The sequence below is a fragment of the Enterococcus larvae genome (assembly GCF_017830045.1).
GTDB lineage: Bacteria > Bacillota > Bacilli > Lactobacillales > Enterococcaceae > Enterococcus_L > Enterococcus_L larvae.
This window is the reverse complement of sequence record NZ_JAEDXU010000002.1, coordinates 361,584-385,569: the sequence shown is the minus strand read 5'-3', so window position 1 is coordinate 385,569 and position 23,986 is coordinate 361,584. Positions and strand designations below refer to the sequence as shown.

Genomic DNA, 23,986 nt, shown 5'->3' with positions numbered 1-23,986 from the left:
CGAATGGAGAAAAAGAAGAAATATATCGGGCATTTTATCTCTTTTATAAAATTACTGATACCTTCTTTGGTTCTATTGTTTATAATAAGAGGCTTTATCTTGATTCCTGTGCCTATAGATGGGAGTTCAATGGAAAAAAATCTTAGTCAGGGCGATATGATTTTGATGGAAAAATATACATCGATCAAGCGTTTTGATGTGATTGTTTTTCAGTTGCCAGATGGAGAAATCTATGTAAAAAGAGTGATTGGTCTGCCGGGAGATTCTATCAGATATGAAGATGACCAGCTGTATGTCAATGGAGAAAAAACAGCAGAACCCTTCTTAAAAAATAACAAGTCGAAGCAATACGATACCAACCCGTACACGACAAATTTCGAACTTTCGGATTTGATCAACCAGGATATACTTGAGGAAGATAGCTATTTCGTGTTAGGAGATAATCGCCGAATGTCCAAGGATAGCCGTTCTTTTGGTGCGGTGGAAAGCAAATACATCATTGGAAAAGCCGTATTTGTATATTATCCTCTAAAACACATAAAATTTATTAATTAGATAGGTGAATGAAATGACAATACAATGGTTTCCAGGCCACATGGCCAAGGCTCGCAGAGAAGTATCAGAAAAAATAAAATTTGTAGATATCGTTTTTGAACTAGTAGATGCCAGATTGCCCCTATCATCAAGAAACCCTATGATGGATCAAATAGTACAACAAAAGCCGCGCCTCGTGCTTTTGAACAAAGGCGACTTAGCCGATCCTGAGCAAAGTAAAAAATGGCAAGAGTACTTCCAAGCAAAAGGCTTCCACACACTGATCATCAATTCACAGCAAAGTCAGGGAACAAATAAAATTGTTCACGAAGCGAAAAAAGCGCTGAAAGAGAAAATCGAGCGGGATAAACGAAGAGGATTGAAACCTCGAGCAATTCGAGCAATGTGCATTGGGATTCCAAACGTAGGAAAATCTACATTGATGAATCGATTGGTTGGCAAAAAAATTGCACAAACAGGAAACAAGCCTGGGGTAACCAAAGGACAGCAGTGGCTGAAATCCGGAAAAGAACTTGAGCTTCTGGATACACCTGGGATTTTATGGCCAAAATTTGAAGATCCTAGAATCGGAAAAAAATTGGCACTGACAGGTGCAATCAAAGACCAGCTGCTGCATTTTGATGATTTGGCGATTTTTGGGTTGGAATTCTTTGCCCGCTTTTATCCGACACGCTTGATGGAGCGTTATCAGGTTTCTGAAGAGGATCTTTTTCTGCCTTCAGCTGAGCTGTTGATGCTTATCAGTAAAAAAAGAGGGTTCAAGGATGATTATGACCGTGCCAGTGAGATGATCGTTCAAGAGATACGTAGTGGGAAGCTAGGCACATACACCTTGGATCGTTGGGAAGAGTTAGGAGCAATTGAGGATGAAGCATGAGTCAATCAAGGAAATCAAAGATGCACTGAAAGGGATTCAGTCCAGAGAGGATAGTCGGTTGGCTATCTGGCAACAGGATGAACGTTCAGGAGTACAGCAGGCATTGACTCAATGGGAACGAAAAATGCTGAAGCTGGAAAAGGAGCACGCTTTATTAAAGGAGCTTTCTATCTTTGAAAACGAAGCAAGAAACGAAGGCTATCGGATGATTGCCGGCATTGATGAAGTCGGGCGAGGTCCTTTAGCGGGGCCGGTCGTTGCTGCTGCAGTCATCTTACCTGAAAATTGTGAACTTTTAGGTGTGAATGACTCTAAACAGCTCTCAGCAAAACGTAGAGATGAGTTGTATGAGCAGATTCAAGCAAATGCTGTTGCCATTGGTATTGGTGTGGTTTGTCACGAAGAAATCGATCGCATCAATATTTATCAGGCTAGTAAAAAGGCGATGACGATTGCTGTTGAGGATCTCGATTTTACTCCTGATTATCTTTTGATTGATGCAATGGAGCTTGACATCAAGCTTCCCCAAAAGAAGCTGATCAAAGGAGATGCTCGCTCTATCTCAATTGCAGCTGCCAGCATTGTGGCAAAGGTTTGCCGAGATAGATTGATGGAAGACTATGGGAAAGTGTTTCCCGGATACGGTTTTGAAAGAAATGCCGGATATGGAACAAAGGAACATCTTGAGGGAATCAAAGCGATTGGAATTTGTCCAATCCATCGAAAAACCTTTGCACCAGTAAAAGATTTTTGTTAATAATAAAATGAGATGAGCCTTCTTTTGCAAATACTACTTTGAGAAAGTATTTGAAAGGAAGGTTTTTTTATGGATCAAGAAATTAAAAATCTGTTGTTTCTATTAACGAACTGCCAGGGTATTGGAAATTTGGGAATATTGAAAGTTTTGAGATTTATCCTGGAAAAAGAATATATAGACTTTACAAAGGATGAGTTGATTCGTATTGGCAATATCAATAAATATGAAGCTATATTCATCCATTCATGGGAACAGCTGCGGCAGTCAAGAGAGCAGTTGGAAATATTTCAGTCGGAGCATCAGTTTTTGACGATCCTCGATGATGACTTCCCAAGTAACTTGAAAGAAATCTATAATTGTCCAGCTCTCTTATTTTATCGTGGTAACCCTGAACTTTTAAAAACAAGAGCGTTATCTTTTGTCGGAGCCAGGGCAGCATCTCCATATGGGTTTCAGATTGTTCGGGAATTCATTCCAGCCCTTACAGAGGCGGGGATCACTATTGTCAGTGGTCTGGCAAGGGGCATCGACAGCAGCTGTCATGAAGAAGCCATCAAGAATAAGGGAAATACGATCGGCGTGATTGGAACAGGACTGGATAGATGTTATCCTAAAGAAACAACCTTCCTACATAATAAAATGGCAAAAGAACACCTGATCCTAAGTGAATATCCTAATGGTACACCACCAAAGAAACACCATTTTCCTATGAGAAATCGGATCATCGCTGGTTTAAGTAGTGGTACCTGTCTCGTAGAAGCAAGTAAAAACAGCGGTTCATTGATCACTGCACAGGCAGCATTAGAGTATGGAAGGGAAGTATTCGTTGTTCCCGGAAATATTTTTCTCCCTCACTCCGAAGGCGGCCATACGTTGATTTCAGAAGGAGCAATTTCCGTTTTTTCTCCCCATGATATCCTTAGCCAAATGAATTTTTTTTATTAGTTATTACTATCAATCCTTGACAAACGCAAAATGAATAGATATGATGAACTACGATTTGTGAGTTTATACTATACATATATATGAATCTTACTAAAGCGATAAAGGATAAATTTATTTTCTTTATCTACAGTACAAACAAAAGGCACTTTTTGTGCTATGAATTCTTTATAATAGTAGAAACAGGAAAGTTGAAAGGAGACGCACATTGAATGGCGTATAAATATCTAGTAATTGTGGAATCACCTGCAAAAGCTAAAACCATTGAAAAATATTTAGGCAGAAACTATAAAGTAGTTGCCAGTGTTGGTCATATCCGTGATTTACCAAAGAGTAAGATGGGTATTGATTTTGAGAATAATTATGAGCCTCATTACATCTCGATTCGAGGAAAAGGCGATATTATAAAAGGATTGAAGGCTGCTGCAAAAAAAGCAGAGAAAGTTTATCTCGCAGCCGATCCGGATAGAGAAGGGGAAGCCATTGCTTGGCACCTTTCTCATTTGCTAGGATTGGATCTTAATGATAAAAACCGTGTAGTCTTTAATGAAATCACTAAAGAAGCTGTAAAGGCAGCTTTTAAAGAACCGCGTGCCATCAACCTTGATCTGGTTGATGCTCAACAAGCACGACGAGTATTGGATCGAATCGTAGGTTATTCCATCAGCCCGATCCTTTGGAGAAAAGTCAAAAAGGGACTGAGTGCAGGTCGTGTCCAGTCTGTTGCATTAAAAATCATCATTGACCGTGAACAGGAAATTAGAAAGTTTGTTCCCGAAGAGTACTGGAGCATTGATGGAAACTTCCAAAAAGGTAAGAAAAAATTTAAAGCAAACTTCTGGGGCTTAGACGGCAAAAAGAAAAAACTACCGAACCCAGCAGCAGTAAAGGAAGTCACTGACCGTATCGACGGCAAAGAATATGACGTTGCCAAAGTTGAGAAAAAGGAACGAAAGCGCAACCCGGCACTGCCATTCACTACCAGCAGCTTGCAACAGGAAGCTGCTAGAAAGCTGAATTTCCGTACAAGAAAAACAATGATGGTAGCACAACAGCTCTATGAAGGAATTGCTTTAGGGAAGCAGGGAACAGTTGGTTTGATTACGTATATGCGTACGGATTCTACTAGACTGGCTGATTCTGCCAAAGCTGAGGCTGCTCAATTCATTGAAGAGACTTATGGAAAAGAGTATTCAGCACATGGTGCTCGTAAGGCAAAGAATGCACAGGGAGCTCAGGATGCCCATGAGGCAATCCGTCCATCCAGTGTGCTGAGAACACCGGACGAGGTCAAGCAGTATTTGGATAAAGATCAATTGAAACTCTATACCCTAATTTGGTCAAGAATGGTTGCCAGCTTAATGACACCGGCAGTTTTAGATACAATGAAGGTAACCTTAAAGCAAAACGGTGTGATTTTTATTGCCAATGGTTCGAAGATAAAATTCAAAGGCTTTATGCAAGTATATGTTGAAGGGCGAGATGATGGGAAAGAAGACAAAGAAAACATTCTTCCTGACATGGCTGAAGGCGATACTGTACTAGCCGTAGATATTGAGCCGAAACAGCATTTCACTCAACCGCCTGCTCGTTTTAGTGAAGCAACACTAATTCGGACATTAGAGGAAAACGGAGTTGGACGGCCATCTACCTACGCTCCGACATTGGAAACAATCCAGCGTCGTTATTATGTGAAGCTGACAAATAAACGTTTTGAACCAACAGAGCTGGGAGAAATCGTTAATGGCTTAATTGTTGAGTTCTTCCCGAAAATTGTTGATGTGCACTTTACTGCATCAATGGAAGGCGACCTTGACCACGTGGAAGAGGGGAAAGAAAAATGGATCGAAGTCATCGATCAGTTCTATAAGCCTTTTGAGAAAGAATTGGTTGTTGCTGAAGAAAAAATCGAGAAAATCCAGATCAAGGATGAGCCAGCCGGCTTTGATTGTGATCTATGTGGTCATCCGATGGTTATCAAGCTTGGAAAATACGGTAAGTTTTATGCCTGCAGTAATTTCCCTGATTGCCGCAACACCAAACCAATTGTTAAAGAAATAGGTGTAACTTGTCCGGTTTGTCATGAAGGACAGGTCATTGAGCGTAAGTCTAAGAAAAATCGTATTTTCTACGGCTGCAGTCGCTACCCTGATTGTGAATTCACTTCATGGGATAAGCCAATCGGCAGAAACTGTCCGAAGTGTAAAGAATATCTTGTTGAGAAGAAAGTCAAAGGCGGCAAACAGGTTGTTTGTATCAATGGCGATTACGAAGAAAACGTACAAAAATAAACCAATCAAACAGTAAAACCACTATAGACTATCCAATACTTGCGCATCTCCGTAATAATGAGCAGCTGCAATGATAAAATTGGACCATTGCTTATGTGGTTTCAAGGAGCTGCGGCATATCTATGTCACAGCTCCAAGCTGTTTTTGAAGAAAGAGGATGAATATGGTAAAAACAGTCACAGTAATTGGAGCAGGTCTTGCCGGGAGTGAGGCAGCATGGCAAGTTGCTCAAGCAGGTGTTCCAGTCACACTATATGAAATGCGTCCAGTCAAAAATACGCCGGCTCATCAAACAGAAGAATTTGCTGAATTAGTCTGTTCTAATTCCTTGCGTGGAAACGGCTTGACGAACGCTGTCGGTGTATTGAAAGAAGAAATGCGCCAACTGGATTCAATCATTATTGGCTCAGCTGATGAAACAGCTGTCCCAGCTGGCGGTGCACTGGCCGTTGACCGTGACAGCTTTTCAAAAATGATTACTGAACGAATCAAGAATCATCCACTGATCACTATCAAGAATGAAGAAATCACGGATATACCTGAAGGAATCACGATTATTGCAACAGGACCATTAACTTCAGAAGGATTATCAGAAAAAATCAAAGAGTTCAACGGCTCTGAAGGGTTTTACTTTTATGATGCTGCAGCACCGATCATTGATCGTGCTACAATCGATATGGACAAAGTTTATTTGAAATCCAGATACGACAAGGGAGAGGCAGCCTATCTAAACTGTCCGATGACAGAAGAGGAGTTCAACCGTTTCCATGAGGCTTTAGTCACAGCAGAAGTTGTGCCTCTTAAAACCTTTGAAAAAGAAAAATTCTTTGAAGGCTGTATGCCTATTGAAGTGATGGCAAAACGCGGAATCAAAACGATGCTGTTTGGCCCAATGAAGCCTGTTGGCTTAGAAGATCCTAAGACAGGTAAACGTCCATATGCAGTGATTCAATTAAGACAGGACAATGCAGCGGCTTCTTTGTATAATATTGTTGGATTCCAAACTCATTTGAAATGGGGCGAACAGAAACGTGTTTTCCAAATGATTCCAGGTCTTGAAAATGCTGAGTTTGTTCGTTATGGTGTAATGCATCGTAACAGCTTTATGAATTCTCCGGAGCTGATGCAGCCTACGTATCAATCAAAAAAACGTGATGATCTTTTCTTTGCCGGTCAAATGACAGGTGTTGAGGGGTATGTTGAAAGTGCAGCAAGCGGCTTGGTTGCAGGTATCAATGCAGCTCGTCTAGCAAAAGAAGAGGAACCTATTGTTCTGCCAAGAGAAACAGCAATGGGCAGCATGGCCTATTACATTACACATGCAGAAGGCAAACACTTCCAGCCGATGAACGCAAACTTTGGATTATTCCCTGAAATGCCGAAGCGAATCAAGGATAAGAAGGAACGCTACGAAGCAATTGCACAAAGAGCATTATCTGCGCAAAAAGAAATCATTGCAGAATTGAAAAACAGTTAGAGATATAAGAGCTATGGCAAGTAAATGCTATGGCTCTTTTTATCTGGACTTTAACGATGAACAAGAGCAGATACAGCATTATAAGGGCAAATAAGGCGATGGAATAGATGGTTGTACATGAAGAAATTTCTTGAATTCGGATAATAATCCAGCCAGTCTCATGCCTATTTTTACTAAGTTTTCATAAAGATAAATAGAGGATTCGCAGGAAAAACGATTGAATTGTGAATAAATTTAGAAATATTGATTAAATTCTGACAATTCGTTTGTTTTTTGAAAATTGTTATGCTACAGTAACAATGTAATTACTGGAGGGGGTTTCATGACAGAAAAAAATTGGCCGGAATTGTTCTTCAATTATTTGATTGTTGAGCGTGGTTACTCCGAAAAAACAAAGATCGCTTATAAAAATGATCTCACCCATTTTCTGGATTTCTTAAAAAAATCCGGAGATGCTGATTATCTATTGATCGATCATCTGGACGTGCGAACTTATCTGGGAGAGCTTTACGATAAGCAGTATAGTCGGAATTCAGTAGGGCGCAAGGTAGCAAGTCTGCGTTCTTTTTATCAATTTCTCTTAAAAAATGAGCAGATCGAAGAGAATCCATTTTCTTATGTTCATCTGAAAAAGAAGCAGCAGCGGTTGCCGCGATTCTTTTATGAGAAGGAAATGACGGCATTATTCGACAGTGCACAGGGGGACAAGCCATTAGAATTGAGGAATCGCGCTCTTTTGGAAATCCTTTACGGCACAGGAATTCGTTTGAGTGAATGTGCAACGCTGACGATAGAGCGGGTAGATTTTTCGATGAGTACGCTGTTTATCACCGGAAAGGGAGGAAAAGATCGTTACGTACCGTTTGGTTCTTTTGCATCAGACACTGTGGCTGATTATCTGGAAAACGGACGCAAACCCTTGATGGAGAAGTATGGAAAAGACCATCAATATATTTTTGTCAATCATCGTGGTGATCCAATCACTCCGAAGGGAATCGAGTATGTACTGAACCAGCTTATTAAAAAAAGCAGCTTAAGTTCAGACATTCATCCACATATGCTGCGTCATACATTTGCCACACATTTGTTGAATAACGGTGCAGATATGCGAACGGTTCAGGAATTACTAGGGCATGCGAACCTGTCAACAACGCAGATATATGCTCATGTGACAAGAGAAAGCTTACAAAAGAATTATCGGACATTTCATCCTCGAGCGTAATGGAGGATGTTAAGGAGGAAATATAATGGTAGAATCACAGTTTCATTCAACAACAATATGTGCAGTTGAAAAAGATGGCAAGTTTGCCATGGCCGGTGATGGTCAAGTAACAATGGGAGAGTCTGTTGTTATGAAGGGCAGTGCGAAGAAGGTACGCCGAATCTATAATGATGAAGTCGTTGTCGGCTTTGCCGGTAGTGTCGCAGACGCATTTACACTAGAAGAGAAATTCGAAGGAAAACTCAATGAATATAATGGAAACCTGACACGTGCAGCAGTTGAGTTGGCTCAGGAATGGCGAACACAACAGTCTATGCAGAAGCTTGAAGCTATGCTGATCGTGATGAACGAAAAAGAGATGCTTCTTGTTTCAGGTACTGGAGAAGTAATCACGCCTGATGACGGCATCCTGGCAATTGGTTCAGGCGGCAATTTTGCATTGTCCGCTGCTCGAGCGATGAAAAGGTACGGAGACAAAGAAATGTCAGCGAAGGAAATCGCAGAAAATGCGTTGAATATCGCCGCCGATATTTGTGTCTTCACCAATCATAATATCATCGTAGAAGAATTATAAATGAGGGATCGAATATGAATGAATTAAATAAAACACCAAGAGAAATCGTCAAGGAATTAGATGAATATATCATTGGACAAACCAATGCAAAAAAATCAGTAGCTGTTGCTTTAAGAAATCGCTACCGCAGATTGCAGCTGGACGAAAAGATGCAGCAGGATGTGACACCGAAAAACCTGTTGATGATCGGACCTACAGGAGTAGGTAAAACAGAAATCGCCAGACGTCTTGCAAGCATTGTTAATGCACCCTTTATCAAAGTGGAAGCCACAAAATTTACCGAAGTGGGCTATGTTGGTCGTGATGTGGAATCTATGGTCAGAGACTTAGTAGAAAATGCCATCAAAATCGTAGAGAAGCAGCAATACAGCAGTGTCTATTCGCAGGCCTTGAAACGTGCCAATGCACGACTTGTAAAAGCACTGGTTCCTGGTATCAAGAAGGAACAAAAGCAGTCTGGCAACCAATTCGATCAGATGATGAAAATGTTCAATGCACAGCAACAGCCTGAGGAATCACAGGAAGAAGTAACTGAAGAAATCAAGGTCAATCGTAAAACAGTCCTTGATCAGCTGGAACGAGGTCTTCTTGATAAACGTGAAGTAACGATTGAAATCGATGAACCAAAGAAGACTATGCCAACAATGAATGCCGGGATGGAACAAATGGGAATTGATCTGAATGAAACCTTGGGTGCACTTTCTCCTAAGAAGAAGGTAGAGCGAACAGTTTCTGTTAAAGAAGCACAGGAGCTGCTGGTGAAGGAAGAATCAGCAAAAATCGTCAATGATGCAGACATTCACAGCGAAGCAATCAAACTGGCTGAATCAAGTGGAATCATCTTCATTGATGAATTTGATAAAATCACCACAAAAAACCAACAAAATTCAGGAGAGGTTTCCCGAGAAGGTGTACAGCGGGATATCCTGCCAATCGTTGAAGGCTCACAGGTCAATACAAAATACGGTGTGATCCAGACAGATCATATCTTGTTTATCGCCTCCGGAGCATTTCATTTAGCTAAACCTAGTGACTTGATCCCTGAGCTTCAAGGACGCTTCCCGATTCGTGTTGAACTGGAAGATCTTACAGCGGAAGACTTCGTTCGTATTCTGACTGAGCCAAACAACGCGCTGATCAAACAATATATTGCATTGATTGGTACTGAAAACGTGAAGGTAACCTTTACTCAGGAAGCAATCGAGCGAATCGCAACAATAGCATTCGAAGTTAATAGCGATACAGATAACATTGGTGCCAGAAGATTGCACACGATTTTGGAGCGTCTGTTGGAAGAACTACTTTTTGAAGCACCTGATATGCAAATGGGTGAAATAACAATAACAGAAGCTTATGTTGATGAAAAACTGGATAATATAGCGAAAAATGAAGATTTAAGTCGTTACATTCTATAAAAAGAAGAGGAGCACAAAAAATGGAAACATTATTGGATCGAACACGCCAGATCAACCGTTTGCTTCAGCAGAAAAATACGTTTGATTTGGAAGCTGATCAGCCCTATGGTAAAATGGCAACAATTCTTGGAGATATCCTAGTAAGCAACGCCTACATTATCAGCAGCAATGGGGAGCTGTTGGGGTATAACGAGAAGCTGGATGTGAATAACGCACGTGTGAAGCACATGTTTGAAGAGAAGCAATTTCCCCAAAGCTACACAGATGCGGTTGCCGTACTGCAAAAAACAGAAGCGAATATCCCAATCAATAGTGATCTTACTGCTTTTCCTGTTGAACTGAGAGAAGAATATCCGAATGGATTGACAACAGTTATTCCAATTTACGGTGCAGGGGAACGTCTGGGAACAATCATTTTAGCACGAATGGAGGAGTCCTTTGCGGATGAAGATCTTGTTCTTGCTGAATATGGCGGAACAGTAGTCGGAATGCAGATTCTTTATCAGAAATCACGCAGTATAGAAGCAGAGGTCCGCAGTGCTACTGCTGTTCAGATGGCCATCAATACTCTTTCATACAGTGAGTTGAAGGCTGTACAGGCTATTTTTAATGCTTTAGAAGGAGACGAGGGTCGTTTGACCGCTTCAAGCATTGCAGATGAAATTGGTATTACCCGTTCTGTGATTGTCAATGCACTTCGAAAGCTGGAATCAGCAGGAATCATTGAATCACGTTCACTTGGAATGAAGGGGACTTACTTGAAAATATTGAATAAACAGTTTATCAAAGAACTGGACAAAAAGCGGAAGTAGGGAAGAAAAATGACCGTTATTATTGAAAATGATCAGCTTATTGCAACGATTGCTGAAGAAGGTGCTGAATTGATCAGCTTGAAGTCCAAAGAAAGCGGACTTGAATATATCTGGCAGGGAGACCCAGAATTTTGGGGAAGACACGCGCCTGTACTATTTCCGTTTGTCGGACGCTTAAAAGAGGGTCGTTACAGTTATCAAGGGAAAACTTACCCCATGGGACAGCATGGTTTCGCCCGCGATCAGGTATTTGAAGTGATCGAAAAAGGAGATGAGATGATTTCCTTATCTCTGAAGAGCAGTGAAACAACAAGAAAAATCTATCCCTTTGATTTTGAGCTGGTTCTGACTTATAAGCTAGAGGAGTCAGCAATCATCGTGGGTTATCAGGTAATCAATTCTGGTAAAGAAGAGCTGCTGTTCTCAATCGGCGGTCATCCGGCCTTCAATATTCCAATAGAAGATCAGTTGTCATTTACGGACTACTACCTGTCCTTTGAACCAAAGGTCGATAGAATCCAGCTGCCGTTAGAAGGCCCATTTGTCGATTTGGAGCATAAAACTCTTGGCCAAACAAGTGTTGATTATGATTTGAAACGCAGTCTTTTTGAAAAGGATGCGTTGATTTATGAAACACCTGGAAAAACTGAGATTTCCTTCAAAAGTGATAAGAGCAAGCATAGTGTTAGCTTAAGCTATGATGATATTCCTTTTGTCGGTATTTGGTCTCCATATGGGGTCGAAGCTCCTTTCGTCTGTATTGAGCCTTGGTGGGGAATCGCTGATAAAGTGGGTAGTACCGGAGAGCTAATCAAAAAGTTCGCTATCAATCGCTTAGCGCCAGAAGGGCTTTTCAAAACAAATTATGCAATCCATGTAAAATAAAAAGAGTAACGAAGAAAAAAATCTGCCTCCTAGAGATCGGCTAGTATGCACGACCTTCAGGAGGCAGTATAAAGCTTCGTTATTCTTTTTTCTTATTAAGCCCAAACGGCACTTTATTCTCTGTTCCATTTTTAATCCGGCTGATATTCTCTTTATGTCTAATAAAAATGAAGACTGTCAAACCAGCTGCAATTGCTGTCAGAAGCCAATCGAAGTGCGGTAAGACTGCTGGCCAGATAAAAGGTAGAATAATAGTAGAAAGTGTAATCAACACAGCACTCACCATGCTGGTAACACTGACCATACTAGATACAAGCAAAGTGATAACAAAAATTGAAGCCGAGTAAACGAAAAACAGAGGACTGTAGCCTAAAATCATTCCAGCACTTGTTGCAACGGCTTTACCACCTTTGAATTTAGCGAAAACAGGGAAGGTATGCCCTAAAACAGCCGCAACCCCAAAGATAAGCGGGTTAACAGAGAGTGAGAAAATCATAGGGAGGCAGGTAGCCAAAGTTCCTTTTAAAATGTCCATCAGCAATACTGCAATCCCGGCTTTCTTTCCTAAAACCCGAAATGTATTTGTTGTTCCTGTACTGTTGCTTCCGAACTGGCGAATGTCTTTATTAAAAAATAATTTCCCGACCCATACTCCTGAAGGAATAGAGCCTAATAGATAGGCAATGACTAGTAATAGTGCTACTTTCATGTTTTTGCCCCTTTCTTTATTCAAACTAATCCCCATTTTATCATGAAAAATTTTCAGGAACAATCATGAATTTTTCAAGGAAGAGGAGTTGGGTTAATTGATCATCGACAGATTCCTGTCAGCAAGGGCATTCTGATCGTGAAAAAGAGCCAGCTTTCTAAGGAATGAATAGTACTATATATGCTAAAAAAGAAGGAAATCATTTTCAAAATCAGAAAAAAATGCTATCTTAGTATATGTTGACAAGAACCAGTAAAGGAATACATTCATAAATATCAAGAAAAACAGGGGGTTATATCATGATATTCCAAAATCCAACAGATGAACAGATTTTTTCCTATTTGAGAGAAGCAAAGCGGATCGCAGTTGTAGGGTTAAGCAACAAAGAAGAACGTACCAGCTATCAAATTGCTGAGCTGCTTCAAAACAAGGGCTATGAAATCATACCTGTGAATCCTGTATTAGCAGGGCAGGAAATTCTAGGCGAAAAGGTATATCCGGACTTGATGTCCGTTCCAGGAAAAATCGATATTGTTGATGTTTTTAGAAGAAGTGAATTTCTTCCAGAGGTTGCTGAAGAATTTTTGAAAACAGATGCACACGTTTTTTGGGCTCAATTGGGCTTAGAGAGCGAACAGGCAGCAGAGCTGTTGAAAAATGCCGGCAGACATGATATCATCATGAACCGTTGTATTAAAATTGAGCTTGCAAAAATGTCTTCTTAATTTGCGTATATTATTAAGAAAGAGCAGCCCGAACGGAAAGCTCTTTTTTTTTGAGAGCTTTTAGAGTATTATTGTAATGATGTGGCTTGAATGCTATGAGAATCCAAGTATAAGGAGTTTTTTCTTTGGTAAAAAAGGTAAAGAATGAATATAATGATTCATCTATTCAGGTTTTAGAAGGCCTTGAAGCTGTTAGAAAACGGCCGGGAATGTATATCGGCTCAACAGATAGTCGCGGCTTGCACCATCTGGTATATGAAATTGTCGACAATGCAGTCGATGAAGCTCTTTCCGGATATGGTGAAGAGATCAAGGTTACGATCAATAAGGATAACAGTCTGACGGTAGCGGACTCCGGACGTGGGATGCCAGTAGGTATGCATGCTTCAGGAATACCTACAGTTCAGGTGATTTTTACTGTTCTGCATGCGGGTGGTAAATTCGGACAAGGTGGTTATAAAACCTCCGGCGGCCTCCATGGAGTAGGTGCCAGTGTGGTAAATGCTTTATCTGAATGGCTAGAGGTCCGCATTGTTCGAGATGGCGTTGAATATATGGAACGATTTGAAAATGGTGGAAAACCTGTTGGTACATTGAAGAAAATCGGGAAAACCAGAAAGAAAAATGGGACAACAGTAACTTTTCTTCCAGATGCCAGCATCTTTTCAACAACTAAATTTTCTTACGAAACACTTGCCGGGCGTTTAAGAGAGTCCGCTTTCCTTCTGCGAGGCGTCAGAATCATCTTGGCTGATTTGAGAGAAGATGAACCGAAGGAAGAAGTATTTCATTATGAAGAAGGAATCAAAGAGTTTGTTGAATATCTAAATGAAGATAAGGATTCTCTGACTCCTGTCGTTTATTTCTCTGGAGAAAAAGACGGCATTGAAGTGGAATTGGCTTATCAGTATAATGATGGCTTCTCTGAAAATGTTCTATCCTTTGTAAATAACGTTCGTACAAAAGACGGCGGAACACACGAAGTCGGTATGAAGATGTCCATGACTAAAGCCTACAATGAGTATGCGAGAAAAGTTGGCTTATTGAAAGAAAAGGACAAGAATTTAGAGGGCAGTGATTTCCGTGAGGGCTTAGCTGCTATTCTATCTATTCGTGTCCCTGAAAATCTGCTTCAGTTTGAAGGACAGACAAAGGAAAAACTAGGTACTCCTTTAGCTCGGAATGCTGTAGATACCGCTGTAGGAGAGCAGATGGTGTTCTATCTGCAGGAAAACAATGATATGAGCCAAATGCTGATCCGTAAAGCTATCAAAGCTCGTGAAGCAAGAGAGGCTGCACGTAAGGCAAGAGAAGAAAGCCGAAACGGCAAGAAAAAGAAAAAGGGTGAGTCGCTGTTGTCAGGGAAGCTGACTCCAGCACAATCACGAAACCCGAAGAAGAATGAATTGTATCTGGTGGAGGGAGATTCTGCCGGTGGTTCAGCGAAGCAAGGACGAGATAGAAAATTCCAAGCTATCCTGCCATTGCGAGGAAAAGTGTTGAACACTGAGAAAGCGAAAATGCAGGATATTCTCAAGAATGAAGAAATCAACACAATGATTTATACGATTGGTGCCGGCGTTGGTGCTGAGTTTTCTGTTGAGGACTGCAACTACGATAAAGTCATTATCATGACCGATGCGGATACCGATGGTGCCCATATCCAAGTACTTCTTCTGACATTTTTCTATCGCTACATGAAGCAGCTGATTAAAGCTGGTAAGGTGTATATTGCTTTACCTCCTTTATATAAAGTATCAAAAGGCTCCGGCAAAAAAGAAGTTCTTGAATATGCATGGACAGATGATGAGCTAGAAGCTGCAACGAAAAAAATTGGAAAAGGCTATATGCTGCAGCGCTACAAAGGGCTGGGTGAAATGAATGCCGACCAATTGTGGGAAACAACAATGAACCCTGAAACAAGAACGCTGATTCGAGTAAACATCGATGAAGATGATAAAGCGGAACGACGCGTTAGCACATTGATGGGGGATAAAGTAGCACCAAGGCGTGAATGGATTGAAAAACACGTACAGTTTACCATGGAAGAAGAAGGAAGCATCCTTGATAAGCAAGACGAAGAAACAGCGATCGCTGCCCAACCAACAGAAGAAATAGCTGAAACAGAAGCAGCAACCAGCGAAGAAATCTCTTTGTTTGATATAGAATAGACTATTCTAAGTTTAAATCGTAGTTGTACATGAAGAGCTAAACATTTTCATGTACACCACTAGAATAAAGAAATCCCAAAAAACTGGAGCAACCCTCCCACAGATCGCTTTGTGCTATGACAAAGTTATTATCTGACCGGTTTCTAACTAAGAACAAAAGGGACCATTACTCTGGTATAGGAACATCTAGAGATAATGAACACTGGACCTCCAAAATGTAGAAACTAGATAGCTATCTGGTTTCTACTAAGAATAAAAGGAGTGCCATTATTCTGGTGTAGGAACATCTAGAAATAATGGACATCGGACCTCAAAAATGGAGAAATCAGGAAGTTACCTGACTGATTTCCTCAACAACATAAAGGAGTGCCTCTATTCTAGTATAGAAAAGAACCTAGAGATAGAGGACATCGGACCTCCAAAATAGAGAAACTAGATAGTTACCTGGCTAGTTTCCACAAAGAACAAAAGGAGTTGACGGTTTTGGATACACGTCAGGAAATTCAAGAGCTGACTCTTGAAGAAGTAATGGGCGACCGTTTTGGCCGCTATTCCAAATATATTATTCAGGAAAGAGCATTACCGGATATTCGCGACGGCTTGAAGCCGGTTCAACGAAGAATTCTTTTTTCAATGAATAAAGATGGAAATACCTTTGACAAGGGATTTAGAAAATCAGCTAAGTCTGTTGGGAATATCATGGGTAACTATCATCCCCATGGTGACAGTAGTATCTATGAAGCAATGGTACGTCTTAGTCAGGATTGGAAGCTTAGAGAAGTTTTGATTGAGATGCACGGAAACAACGGAAGTATGGACGGTGATCCGCCCGCAGCAATGCGTTATACGGAAGCTCGACTATCAAAGCTGAGCGGAGAAATGCTGCAGGACATCGAGAAGGAAACCGTTGATTTTGTCTGGAACTTTGATGACACAGAAAAAGAACCGACTGTTCTCCCAGCTAGATATCCTAATTTGCTGGTCAATGGTTCAACAGGAATCTCTGCCGGTTATGCTACAGAAATACCACCGCACAATCTTGAAGAGGTTATTGATGGGACAATTTATTTGATTGATCACCCAAAAGCCACTTTGGATAAGTTGATGGAATACATTCCGGGTCCCGATTTCCCAACGGGAGGGATTCTTCAAGGAAAAGAAGAAATCAAAAAGGCCTATGAGACTGGAAAAGGAAAAGTCATCCTACGCTCGAAGACAAAAATTGAAGACATCAAAGGCGGAAAACAGCAAATTGTTGTTTCAGAGATCCCATATGAGGTCAATAAAGCTGTATTGGTCAAAAAAATTGATGAAATCCGTTTAAGCAAAAAAATTGATGGTATTGCTGAAGTCAGAGATGAATCAGATAGAACAGGTCTGCAAATGGTGGTTGAACTTAAAAAGGATGCCAATGCAGAAGGAATCCTGAACTATCTTTTCAAAAACACTGAGCTGCAAATCAATTATAACTTCAACATGGTTGCTATCGACAAAATGACACCACATCAAGTTGGTCTGCTGCGAATTCTTGAGAGCTATATCACTCATCGAAAAGAAGTGATTACAAATCGCAGCCGTTTTGAGCTTGAAAAAGCGAAAAAGCGTCAGCATATCGTTGAAGGTTTGATCAAAGCATTATCAATCTTGGATCAGGTGATTGCAACGATTCGAGGAAGTAAAGATAAAAAGAATGCCAAGGACAATCTGGTCAATGAATTTGCTTTTTCTGAAGCACAGGCTGAAGCAATCGTCACGTTACAGCTTTATCGTTTGACTAATACAGATATCACACAATTGGAAGCAGAGGCACAGGCTTTGAATGAGGAAGTTGCTGAGCTGACAAGTATTTTGAATGATGAGAAGAAGCTTCTTTTCGTTATGAAAAAGGAATTGCGTGAAGTGAAGAAACAATACAGCTCACAACGAATGACAAAAATCGAAGACGAAATTGAAGAAATCAAGATTGAAACCGAAGTTCTGGTTACTCAGGAAGATGTTGTTGTTTCAGTAACTCAAGAAGGCTATGTGAAGCGAAGCAGCGTTCGTTCTTATTCTGCTTCAAAACCGGATGAACTGGGGATGAAGGAAGGGGACTTCCCGATTTTTGTGGGAGCAGCTAATACTTTGGATCATTTACTGTTGATCACAAATAAGGCGAATGTCATTTATCGTCCAATCCATGAGCTTCCTGATTTGAGATGGAAGGATATTGGAGAGCATATTTCTCAGACAATCGGAGGTATGGCAATCGATGAGTCGATTATTGCTGTTTATACCTATAAAGAAATCAATCCTGCGGCTACCTTTGTGTTTATGTCCAGAGAAGGGATGATCAAGCAGACGAAGATGTCTGATTTCGAGCCATGGCGAACATATCGCAGCCGTCCAGCCTCATGCATGAAGCTAAAATCCGACAGTGATGAAATCGTGAATGTTACTTTGGTAAGCGATCAAGAGCTATGGGATATATTCCTTGTTAGTCACAGAGGCTTTGGTTTGCGCTATTCGCTGGAAGAAGTTCCTGTAGTGGGAGCGAAGGCTGCCGGTGTTAAATCCATGAATCTTAAAGAAAATGATTTTGTTGTGAACGGTTTGCTTGTATACAAAGAAGGCGATACACCAATCACAATCCTTACTCAAAGAGGAAGTATGAAGCGTATGCTTGCACAAGAGCTGAATCAGCTGGGGCGTGCGAAGCGAGGGTTGATGGTTCTTAGAGAGCTGAAGAGCAATCCGCATCGAGTGATTTTCATGAGCGAAAGTCAGAAGGAGAAACAGCTTCTCCTAGTTACACAAAAAGGCACACGACTGCTCATTGATTCAGCAAATGCACCGATAAATGACCGCAGCTCAAATGGTTCATTTGTTATTAATGAAAAAGAAGAGGTAGGCATTGCTGAAGTTCATCAGCTGGTCAATCTTGAAATAGAAGGCGACGCTGTTCTATAAAATTATGAAACACCCCAAACTGTATTAGTACAGTTTGGGGTGTTTTTTAAACAGAAAAAAACAGATGAAATTTATTAGAAACAAATTAAGTGAAAATGTTCACGAAATTAGAACGCTGTAATATCAACAATAATCGGAGCTTTTTATAAATATTATCATAAATAAGGAAAAATATAACAAGTAAAGGCTTGCATAAAATCGATTATGTGTTATACTTGTCACATAAAGCTGTTATAGTTTGTTAACAGCATATTTTAAGGAGGCACAACATGGAGCAATGGAAAGGCTTTAAAGGCGAAAAATGGCAACATTCAGTTGATACACGTGATTTTATCCAACGAAATTATACAGAATATACAGGTGATGATAGTTTCTTAGAACCGATTGCACCTAGTACTGACAAATTATGGACAAAACTACAAGAATTATTTGAAGTACAGCATGAGAAAAATGGTGTGTACGACATGGATACAAATATCCCTGCGACAATTACTTCACATGCACCAGGCTACTTGATCGAAGAAGAAGAAAAGATCGTTGGTCTGCAAACTGATGTACCATTGAAACAAGCTTACATGCCGTTCGGCGGAATCAACATGGCGAACAATTCCTTAACTTCAAATGGTTTTGAAGTTGACGATGAAATGACTAAAATTTTTACTGAGTGGAGAAAAACACATAACCAAGGTGTATTCGATGCTTACACTCCAGAAATGAGAGCTGCACGTAAAAATAAAATCATCACAGGTCTTCCAGATGCTTACGGACGTGGACGTATCATCGGTGACTATCGTCGTATCGCTCTTTACGGTATTGACCGCTTGATGCAAGAAAAAATGAAAGACTTAAGCAACACTGGTAACAAAGTGATGACAGATGATGTTATCCGTTTAAGAGAAGAAATCTCTGAACAAATCAGAGCAATGGCTGACTTGAAAAAAATGGCTGCGACTTATGGCTGTGACATTTCTAAACCAGCTGCTAACGCTCAAGAAGCAATCCAATGGTTATACTTCGGTTACCTTGGTGCAATCAAATCACAAAATGGTGCAGCTATGTCTATCGGGCGTATCTCTGCATTCCTAGATATCTATATTCAACGTGACCTTGATAACGGTGCGATCACTGAATTCGAAGCACAAGAAATGATCGATCATTTGATCATGAAACTACGTATGGTTAAATTTGCGCGTACGCCTGAATACAACCAATTATTCTCAGGATACCCAATCTGGGCAACATTATCTATTGCTGGTATGGGACTTGACGGACGTTCATTAGTAACTAAGAGTGATTTCCGTATCCTGCATACATTAACAAACATGGGACCATCTCCTGAGCCAAACTTGACTGTATTGTATTCTTCTCATTTACCAGAAGGATTCAGAACATTCGCTTCTAAAATTGCGAAACAAAGTTCTTCAATCCAGTTTGAAAATGATGACTTACTACGTGCTAACTGGGGATCTGATGACTGTGCGATCGCATGTTGTGTATCCGCAACAGTAATGGGTAAAGATATGCAGTTCTTCGGCGCTCGTGCAAACTTGGCTAAAGCTGTTCTTTACGCAATCAACGGTGGTGTTGATGAAAAGACTAAGATGCAAGTTGCTCCTAAGTTCCGTCCTATGACTGGCGAAACATTGGAATACGATGAGTTCATCGACAGATTCAAAGATATCATGGATTGGTTAGCTGAACTGTATGTAAATACATTGAATGTTATCCATTATATGCATGACAGATATGCTTATGAAGCGCCTCAATTGGCATTCATGAACAGTGATCTGCAACGTACGTTTGCTACTGGTATTGCCGGTATCTCTCACGCTGCTGACTCTGTAATGGCTATCAAACATGGTAATGTACAAGTTGTTCGTGACGAAGATGGATTAGCAGTTGACTATGTACCACAAAACGAATTCCCAACTTACGGAAACGACAACGAAGAAGCAGATGCAATGGCTAACTGGATTCTTGAGTACTTCATGACTCAAATCAAACGTCAGCATACTTACCGTAATGCTCGCCCAACAACTTCATTATTGACAATCACGTCTAATGTTGTTTATGGTAAAGCAACTGGTAACACTCCTGATGGACGCCGTGCTGGTAAACCTTTAGCTCCAGGAGCTAACCCAAGCTACCGCGACGGTAAATTCCTAGGCGAGAAAAATGGTCTTTTAGCATCATTGAACTCAACAGCTAGATTGGAATACACATGTGCACTTGATGGTATTTCTAATACACAAACAATCAATCCAAGCGGTTTAGGTAAAGACGACTCTACAAGAATCGACAACCTGCGTAACGTAATGGACGGATACTTTGATAATGGCGGATACCACTTGAACGTTAACGTATTCACAAATGAATTACTGTTAGACGCTCAAAAGAATCCTGAAAAATATCCTAACCTGACAATCCGCGTATCTGGATATGCCGTGAAATTCCGTGACTTGACTCCTGAGCAACAAGCAGACGTTATTTCAAGAACTTCACACGACAAACTGTAATCAGTAAGGATTATTCGTTTGTATCAAATTGATCAATAATAGCAGCCCAGGACAATTTTATAACTAATTTTGTTCTGGGCTTTTTTAATTAAAAGGGAATAGGGAATGGCATTATTAAGAATGTACGGACTTTATTTCCTTAAGAAATGAGAGAAAAGATTATGACTGAAGCAGTAAAAGGTAGAATCCATTCTACAGAAAATTTTGGTACCGTTGATGGCCCCGGTGTACGATTTATTGTCTTTACACAAGGCTGTCGCATGAGATGTCAATTTTGTCACAACCCGGATACTTGGAAAATCGGTTCCGGCGGGAAAGAAGTTACTCCAGATGAGGTACTTGCGGAAGCAATGAAATATCGTTCTTATTGGGGAGACAAAGGCGGAATTACTGTAAGTGGGGGAGAGCCATTACTGCAGATGGAGTTTCTGACTGAGCTATTTAAAAAGGCGCAAGAACAAGGAATCAATACGACCTTAGATACCTGCGGTAAACCTTTTACAAGAGAAGAGCCCTTTTTCAGTCAATTTCAGGAATTAATGAAGTATACTGACTTGATCTTGTTTGATATCAAGCACATTGACAACGAACAGCATAAGCTGCTGACTTCACTAGGAAATGAAAATATCTTGGATATGGCGCAATATTTATCTGAAATCAATCAGCCGGTTTGGATTCGTCACGTGTTAGTGCCTCAGCGTAGTGACTATGATGAGTATTTGATTCGTTTGGACGAATATATCAAAACCCTGAACAACGTCGATAAAGTAGAGGTTCTGCCTTATCATACAATGGGTAAATACAAATGGGACGATCTTGGCTTGGCGTATCCACTTGATGGAATCGATCCGCCAACAGAAGATAGAGTGACCAATGCTAAAACACTTCTTCACGTGAATGATTACAAAGGCTATCTGAATCGTTAGAAAGAAGAACAGTGAAAAACTGCAGCTCATGGATCAGCATGTTGTTGCAGTTTTTTTGATTTCTAAGTGGAAATAGCAGAAGAAAACTCATAAAATTGTTGTTCTTTTTTCGATTTTTGTTATTATTAGTAATGAATGATAAAGTGTACCCTGTTTTAGTAGTCATTTCCTATCTAAAACGACGGACACTAATCAACAAGACCTTAAACTGCTGTGTCAGTTTTCCTAAATCAAGGTCAATACCTACGAGGAGTGTATAAAAACATGTCAGAAATTTTTGTTTTTGGTCATCAAAACCCCGATACAGATGCGATCGGTGCAGCAATCAGTTTTGCTTATTTACAAAAAGAACTAGGGAAAAACACGGTTCCTGTTGCTCTGGGAGCACCAAGTGAAGAAACACAATATGCACTGGATTATTTCAATGTGCCGGCACCACGAGCGATCGAAGAAGCTGGTAAAGAAACCAATCAAGTGATGCTTGTTGACCACAACGAATTTCAGCAAAGTGTTTCCGATATCAAGGATCTAACAATTCTTGCTGTTGTGGATCACCATAGAATCGCTAATTTTGAAACAGCAGATCCTTTATATTATCGTGCAGAACCAGTGGGCTGTACAAGTACAATCATTTTCAAAATGTTTAAAGAGAACAATGTCGTGATCCCTACTCAGATTGCCGGAATGATGGTCTCTGCAATCATTTCCGATACATTATTGTTCAAGTCTCCAACTTGTACAGAAGAGGACATCAAGGCTGCTGATGAACTGGCAGACATTGCTGAAATCAACTTGAATGGTTATGGATTAGACATGCTGAAGGCTGGAACAAATTTAAGTGATAAATCAGCTGAAGTGTTGCTTGATCTTGATGCAAAAAGCTTTCCTTTAGGAGACAAGAATGTGCGTATTGCTCAAATAAATACAGTTGATTTTAATGATGTTCTTAGTCGTCAAGATGAGCTGGAAGCGGCTATGAATGCAGAAATCGCTGCAAATGGCTATGAAATGTTTCTATTGATCATCACAAACATCTTAGACAGCGACTCTGAGCTGCTAGTGATCGGACAATCTTTAGATAAGGTTGAAAAAGCATTTAACATCACTCTGGAAAACAATCGTTCATTCCTTAAGGGCGTCGTTTCAAGAAAGAAACAAATTGTACCGCAGTTAACTGAAGCGTTTAACTAAGAAAATAGACGGCGGGGCTTTGATCAAAATGGTTGAGCCTCGCTTTTCTATGTATGAAGAAAAAAACAGGTGTTAGGAGCAGCGAAAATGACCACTATGTATTATTTTCAACATAAGCAGCAGAAAAAATTAGAAAAGCTTGTAAAGAATCCATTATTTCATCAAATTGTTGCTTACTTCAACGAACACCAAAAAGAAGAGACCATCTTGAGAGAGCTAAAGAAAGCTTTTCAGGAAAGAAATTTCGAACGTTTTTTGGAAGAAATGATTGATTTTGAATTAATCCGTCGAGAGGATCGTCGGTATTATCTGGAAATTCCTTTTTTTGAAGCCGATGCAATAGAACAAGTGCAAGAGTCTGCTCAGCTTTTTGTTCAAAAGAATACAGGGCTGGAGCCAAATCTTTTTTATGGAGAAATAGTCTGGAAACAGCTATTTGAAAGCGAAGAAGATTATTTCTTTGGCGTTCATTATAAAGAAGAGATGAAACCGCAGCTGTTTTTCGTAAAAGAGCAATGCGGTAATGATCAGCTTCAGTTTGTCTCAATTCATCCAAAAGAGAGTGCAGCACTTGATTTTCCTACTTATTTTGCAATGATGGAGGAGACCTCCGGCGAAAATATTCCAGAGGTATTTCAACCTCTGCAGGAATTGATTGGTGATGTTGATAGTCAGTATTTCGCCGCTCAGTCTTATCGAATCATTCGTGCTGTTCTAAAAAATAGACGGATAGCTGATAAGAGAAATATTTTTCTTGAAGCTTTAGTTTTGACGGACGAATTGGCGAGGACAGAAGAAGGCTGGCAGCTTAAATTACCTGTTATTCAGAATCAGCAGATAGGAGAAATGGATCTAACTACCGATTTGGTATACTATAACCAGATCGAAGATAGCAATCAGCGGGTATTCAACAAGTTTCAGTTTTATCAACATTGTCTATCAGTAGTTATGGGTGAGAATGAATCATTAAGCTACTTGATCATTTAGTTAAC

At 40.3% G+C, this 23,986-nt stretch carries 19 protein-coding genes; 18 read left to right on the top strand and 1 reads right to left on the bottom strand.

Going from position 1 to position 23,986, the window contains the following annotated elements; genetic code table 11:
* Window positions 1-3: 3 nt before the first annotated feature.
* The 11 genes from lepB to I6N96_RS05790 all read left to right on the top strand — a co-directional run bounded on the left by lepB (window position 4) and on the right by I6N96_RS05790 (window position 11,807).
* Entirely contained in the window at window positions 4-555 is a 552-nt protein-coding gene (lepB, locus tag I6N96_RS05840; RefSeq protein WP_209556577.1) for a signal peptidase I, read from the top strand.
* Between the two features lie 13 nt (window positions 556-568).
* Complete coding sequence (gene ylqF, locus I6N96_RS05835) at window positions 569-1,432, top strand: ribosome biogenesis GTPase YlqF (RefSeq protein ID WP_209556576.1); 864 nt, start codon at window positions 569-571, stop codon at window positions 1,430-1,432.
* On the top strand, window positions 1,422-2,189 hold the full coding sequence (rnhB, locus tag I6N96_RS05830) for a ribonuclease HII (RefSeq protein WP_209556575.1): 768 nt from the start codon (window positions 1,422-1,424) through the stop codon (window positions 2,187-2,189). The genes ylqF and rnhB overlap by 11 nt, the downstream gene beginning before the upstream one ends.
* A 69-nt stretch (window positions 2,190-2,258) precedes the next feature.
* Window positions 2,259-3,134 carry a DNA-processing protein DprA gene (gene dprA, locus I6N96_RS05825; RefSeq protein WP_209556574.1) on the top strand — a complete coding sequence of 292 codons (876 nt, stop codon included), beginning with the start codon at window positions 2,259-2,261 and terminating at the stop codon, window positions 3,132-3,134.
* A 209-nt stretch (window positions 3,135-3,343) separates the two neighbouring features.
* Window positions 3,344-5,422: a type I DNA topoisomerase gene (topA, locus tag I6N96_RS05820; RefSeq protein ID WP_209556573.1), complete on the top strand. Its 2,079-nt coding sequence runs from the start codon at window positions 3,344-3,346 to the stop codon at window positions 5,420-5,422.
* 163 nt (window positions 5,423-5,585) lie between these two features.
* Window positions 5,586-6,899, top strand: a complete 1,314-nt coding sequence (trmFO, locus tag I6N96_RS05815; protein WP_209556572.1) for an FADH(2)-oxidizing methylenetetrahydrofolate--tRNA-(uracil(54)-C(5))-methyltransferase TrmFO — start codon at window positions 5,586-5,588, stop codon at window positions 6,897-6,899.
* 322 nt (window positions 6,900-7,221) lie between these two features.
* Window positions 7,222-8,121 (top strand): tyrosine recombinase XerC, encoded by a 900-nt coding sequence (gene xerC / locus I6N96_RS05810; RefSeq protein WP_209556571.1) that lies wholly within the window; start codon window positions 7,222-7,224, stop codon window positions 8,119-8,121.
* 25 nt (window positions 8,122-8,146) lie between these two features.
* Window positions 8,147-8,695: an ATP-dependent protease subunit HslV gene (gene hslV, locus I6N96_RS05805; RefSeq protein ID WP_209556570.1), complete on the top strand. Its 549-nt coding sequence runs from the start codon at window positions 8,147-8,149 to the stop codon at window positions 8,693-8,695.
* A 14-nt stretch (window positions 8,696-8,709) separates the two neighbouring features.
* Window positions 8,710-10,110 (top strand): ATP-dependent protease ATPase subunit HslU, encoded by a 1,401-nt coding sequence (gene hslU / locus I6N96_RS05800; RefSeq protein WP_209556569.1) that lies wholly within the window; start codon window positions 8,710-8,712, stop codon window positions 10,108-10,110.
* A gap of 20 nt (window positions 10,111-10,130) precedes the next feature.
* The gene (gene codY, locus I6N96_RS05795; RefSeq protein WP_209556568.1) at window positions 10,131-10,922 is read left to right on the top strand and encodes a GTP-sensing pleiotropic transcriptional regulator CodY; all 792 of its coding nucleotides are present in this window, start codon (window positions 10,131-10,133) and stop codon (window positions 10,920-10,922) included.
* Window positions 10,923-10,931: 9 nt separating this feature from the next.
* Complete coding sequence (locus I6N96_RS05790; protein WP_209556567.1) at window positions 10,932-11,807, top strand: aldose 1-epimerase family protein; 876 nt, start codon at window positions 10,932-10,934, stop codon at window positions 11,805-11,807.
* 79 nt (window positions 11,808-11,886) lie between these two features.
* Here the strand turns inward: I6N96_RS05790 and plsY are convergent, their stop codons facing one another.
* Entirely contained in the window at window positions 11,887-12,516 is a 630-nt protein-coding gene (plsY, locus tag I6N96_RS05785) for a glycerol-3-phosphate 1-O-acyltransferase PlsY (RefSeq protein ID WP_209556566.1), read from the bottom strand.
* 299 nt (window positions 12,517-12,815) lie between these two features.
* On the opposite strand from plsY, the gene I6N96_RS05780 reads away from it, so the two are divergent.
* The 7 genes from I6N96_RS05780 (at window position 12,816) to I6N96_RS05750 (ending at window position 23,981) form a co-directional block, all read left to right on the top strand.
* The gene (locus I6N96_RS05780; protein ID WP_209556565.1) at window positions 12,816-13,241 is read left to right on the top strand and encodes a CoA-binding protein; all 426 of its coding nucleotides are present in this window, start codon (window positions 12,816-12,818) and stop codon (window positions 13,239-13,241) included.
* A 125-nt stretch (window positions 13,242-13,366) separates the two neighbouring features.
* A complete protein-coding gene (parE, locus tag I6N96_RS05775) occupies window positions 13,367-15,412 on the top strand; it encodes a DNA topoisomerase IV subunit B (RefSeq protein ID WP_209556564.1) in 2,046 nt (681 codons plus the stop codon).
* Between the two features lie 483 nt (window positions 15,413-15,895).
* Window positions 15,896-18,361, top strand: a complete 2,466-nt coding sequence (parC, locus tag I6N96_RS05770; protein WP_209556563.1) for a DNA topoisomerase IV subunit A — start codon at window positions 15,896-15,898, stop codon at window positions 18,359-18,361.
* A 269-nt stretch (window positions 18,362-18,630) separates the two neighbouring features.
* The gene (pflB, locus tag I6N96_RS05765) at window positions 18,631-20,877 is read left to right on the top strand and encodes a formate C-acetyltransferase (RefSeq protein ID WP_209556562.1); all 2,247 of its coding nucleotides are present in this window, start codon (window positions 18,631-18,633) and stop codon (window positions 20,875-20,877) included.
* Window positions 20,878-21,038: 161 nt separating this feature from the next.
* Window positions 21,039-21,803, top strand: a complete 765-nt coding sequence (pflA, locus tag I6N96_RS05760; protein ID WP_209556561.1) for a pyruvate formate-lyase-activating protein — start codon at window positions 21,039-21,041, stop codon at window positions 21,801-21,803.
* 264 nt (window positions 21,804-22,067) lie between these two features.
* Window positions 22,068-22,994: a manganese-dependent inorganic pyrophosphatase gene (locus tag I6N96_RS05755; RefSeq protein ID WP_209556560.1), complete on the top strand. Its 927-nt coding sequence runs from the start codon at window positions 22,068-22,070 to the stop codon at window positions 22,992-22,994.
* Window positions 22,995-23,081: 87 nt separating this feature from the next.
* Window positions 23,082-23,981, top strand: a complete 900-nt coding sequence (locus I6N96_RS05750; RefSeq protein WP_209556559.1) for a DUF1803 domain-containing protein — start codon at window positions 23,082-23,084, stop codon at window positions 23,979-23,981.
* The last annotated feature ends 5 nt before the right edge of the window (window positions 23,982-23,986 follow it).

Coding starts and splice junctions, on each gene's coding strand:
- hslU (WP_209556569.1), top strand. CDS start 8,710: ATGAATGAATTAAATAAAACACCAAGAGAAATCGTCAAGGAATTAGAT.
- rnhB (WP_209556575.1), top strand. CDS start 1,422: ATGAAGCATGAGTCAATCAAGGAAATCAAAGATGCACTGAAAGGGATT.
- codY (WP_209556568.1), top strand. CDS start 10,131: ATGGAAACATTATTGGATCGAACACGCCAGATCAACCGTTTGCTTCAG.
- I6N96_RS05790 (WP_209556567.1), top strand. CDS start 10,932: ATGACCGTTATTATTGAAAATGATCAGCTTATTGCAACGATTGCTGAA.
- I6N96_RS05755 (WP_209556560.1), top strand. CDS start 22,068: ATGTCAGAAATTTTTGTTTTTGGTCATCAAAACCCCGATACAGATGCG.
- pflA (WP_209556561.1), top strand. CDS start 21,039: ATGACTGAAGCAGTAAAAGGTAGAATCCATTCTACAGAAAATTTTGGT.
- lepB (WP_209556577.1), top strand. CDS start 4: ATGGAGAAAAAGAAGAAATATATCGGGCATTTTATCTCTTTTATAAAA.
- ylqF (WP_209556576.1), top strand. CDS start 569: ATGACAATACAATGGTTTCCAGGCCACATGGCCAAGGCTCGCAGAGAA.
- trmFO (WP_209556572.1), top strand. CDS start 5,586: ATGGTAAAAACAGTCACAGTAATTGGAGCAGGTCTTGCCGGGAGTGAG.
- I6N96_RS05780 (WP_209556565.1), top strand. CDS start 12,816: ATGATATTCCAAAATCCAACAGATGAACAGATTTTTTCCTATTTGAGA.
- I6N96_RS05750 (WP_209556559.1), top strand. CDS start 23,082: ATGACCACTATGTATTATTTTCAACATAAGCAGCAGAAAAAATTAGAA.
- pflB (WP_209556562.1), top strand. CDS start 18,631: ATGGAGCAATGGAAAGGCTTTAAAGGCGAAAAATGGCAACATTCAGTT.
- hslV (WP_209556570.1), top strand. CDS start 8,147: ATGGTAGAATCACAGTTTCATTCAACAACAATATGTGCAGTTGAAAAA.
- xerC (WP_209556571.1), top strand. CDS start 7,222: ATGACAGAAAAAAATTGGCCGGAATTGTTCTTCAATTATTTGATTGTT.
- plsY (WP_209556566.1), bottom strand. CDS start 12,516: ATGAAAGTAGCACTATTACTAGTCATTGCCTATCTATTAGGCTCTATT.
- topA (WP_209556573.1), top strand. CDS start 3,344: ATGGCGTATAAATATCTAGTAATTGTGGAATCACCTGCAAAAGCTAAA.
- dprA (WP_209556574.1), top strand. CDS start 2,259: ATGGATCAAGAAATTAAAAATCTGTTGTTTCTATTAACGAACTGCCAG.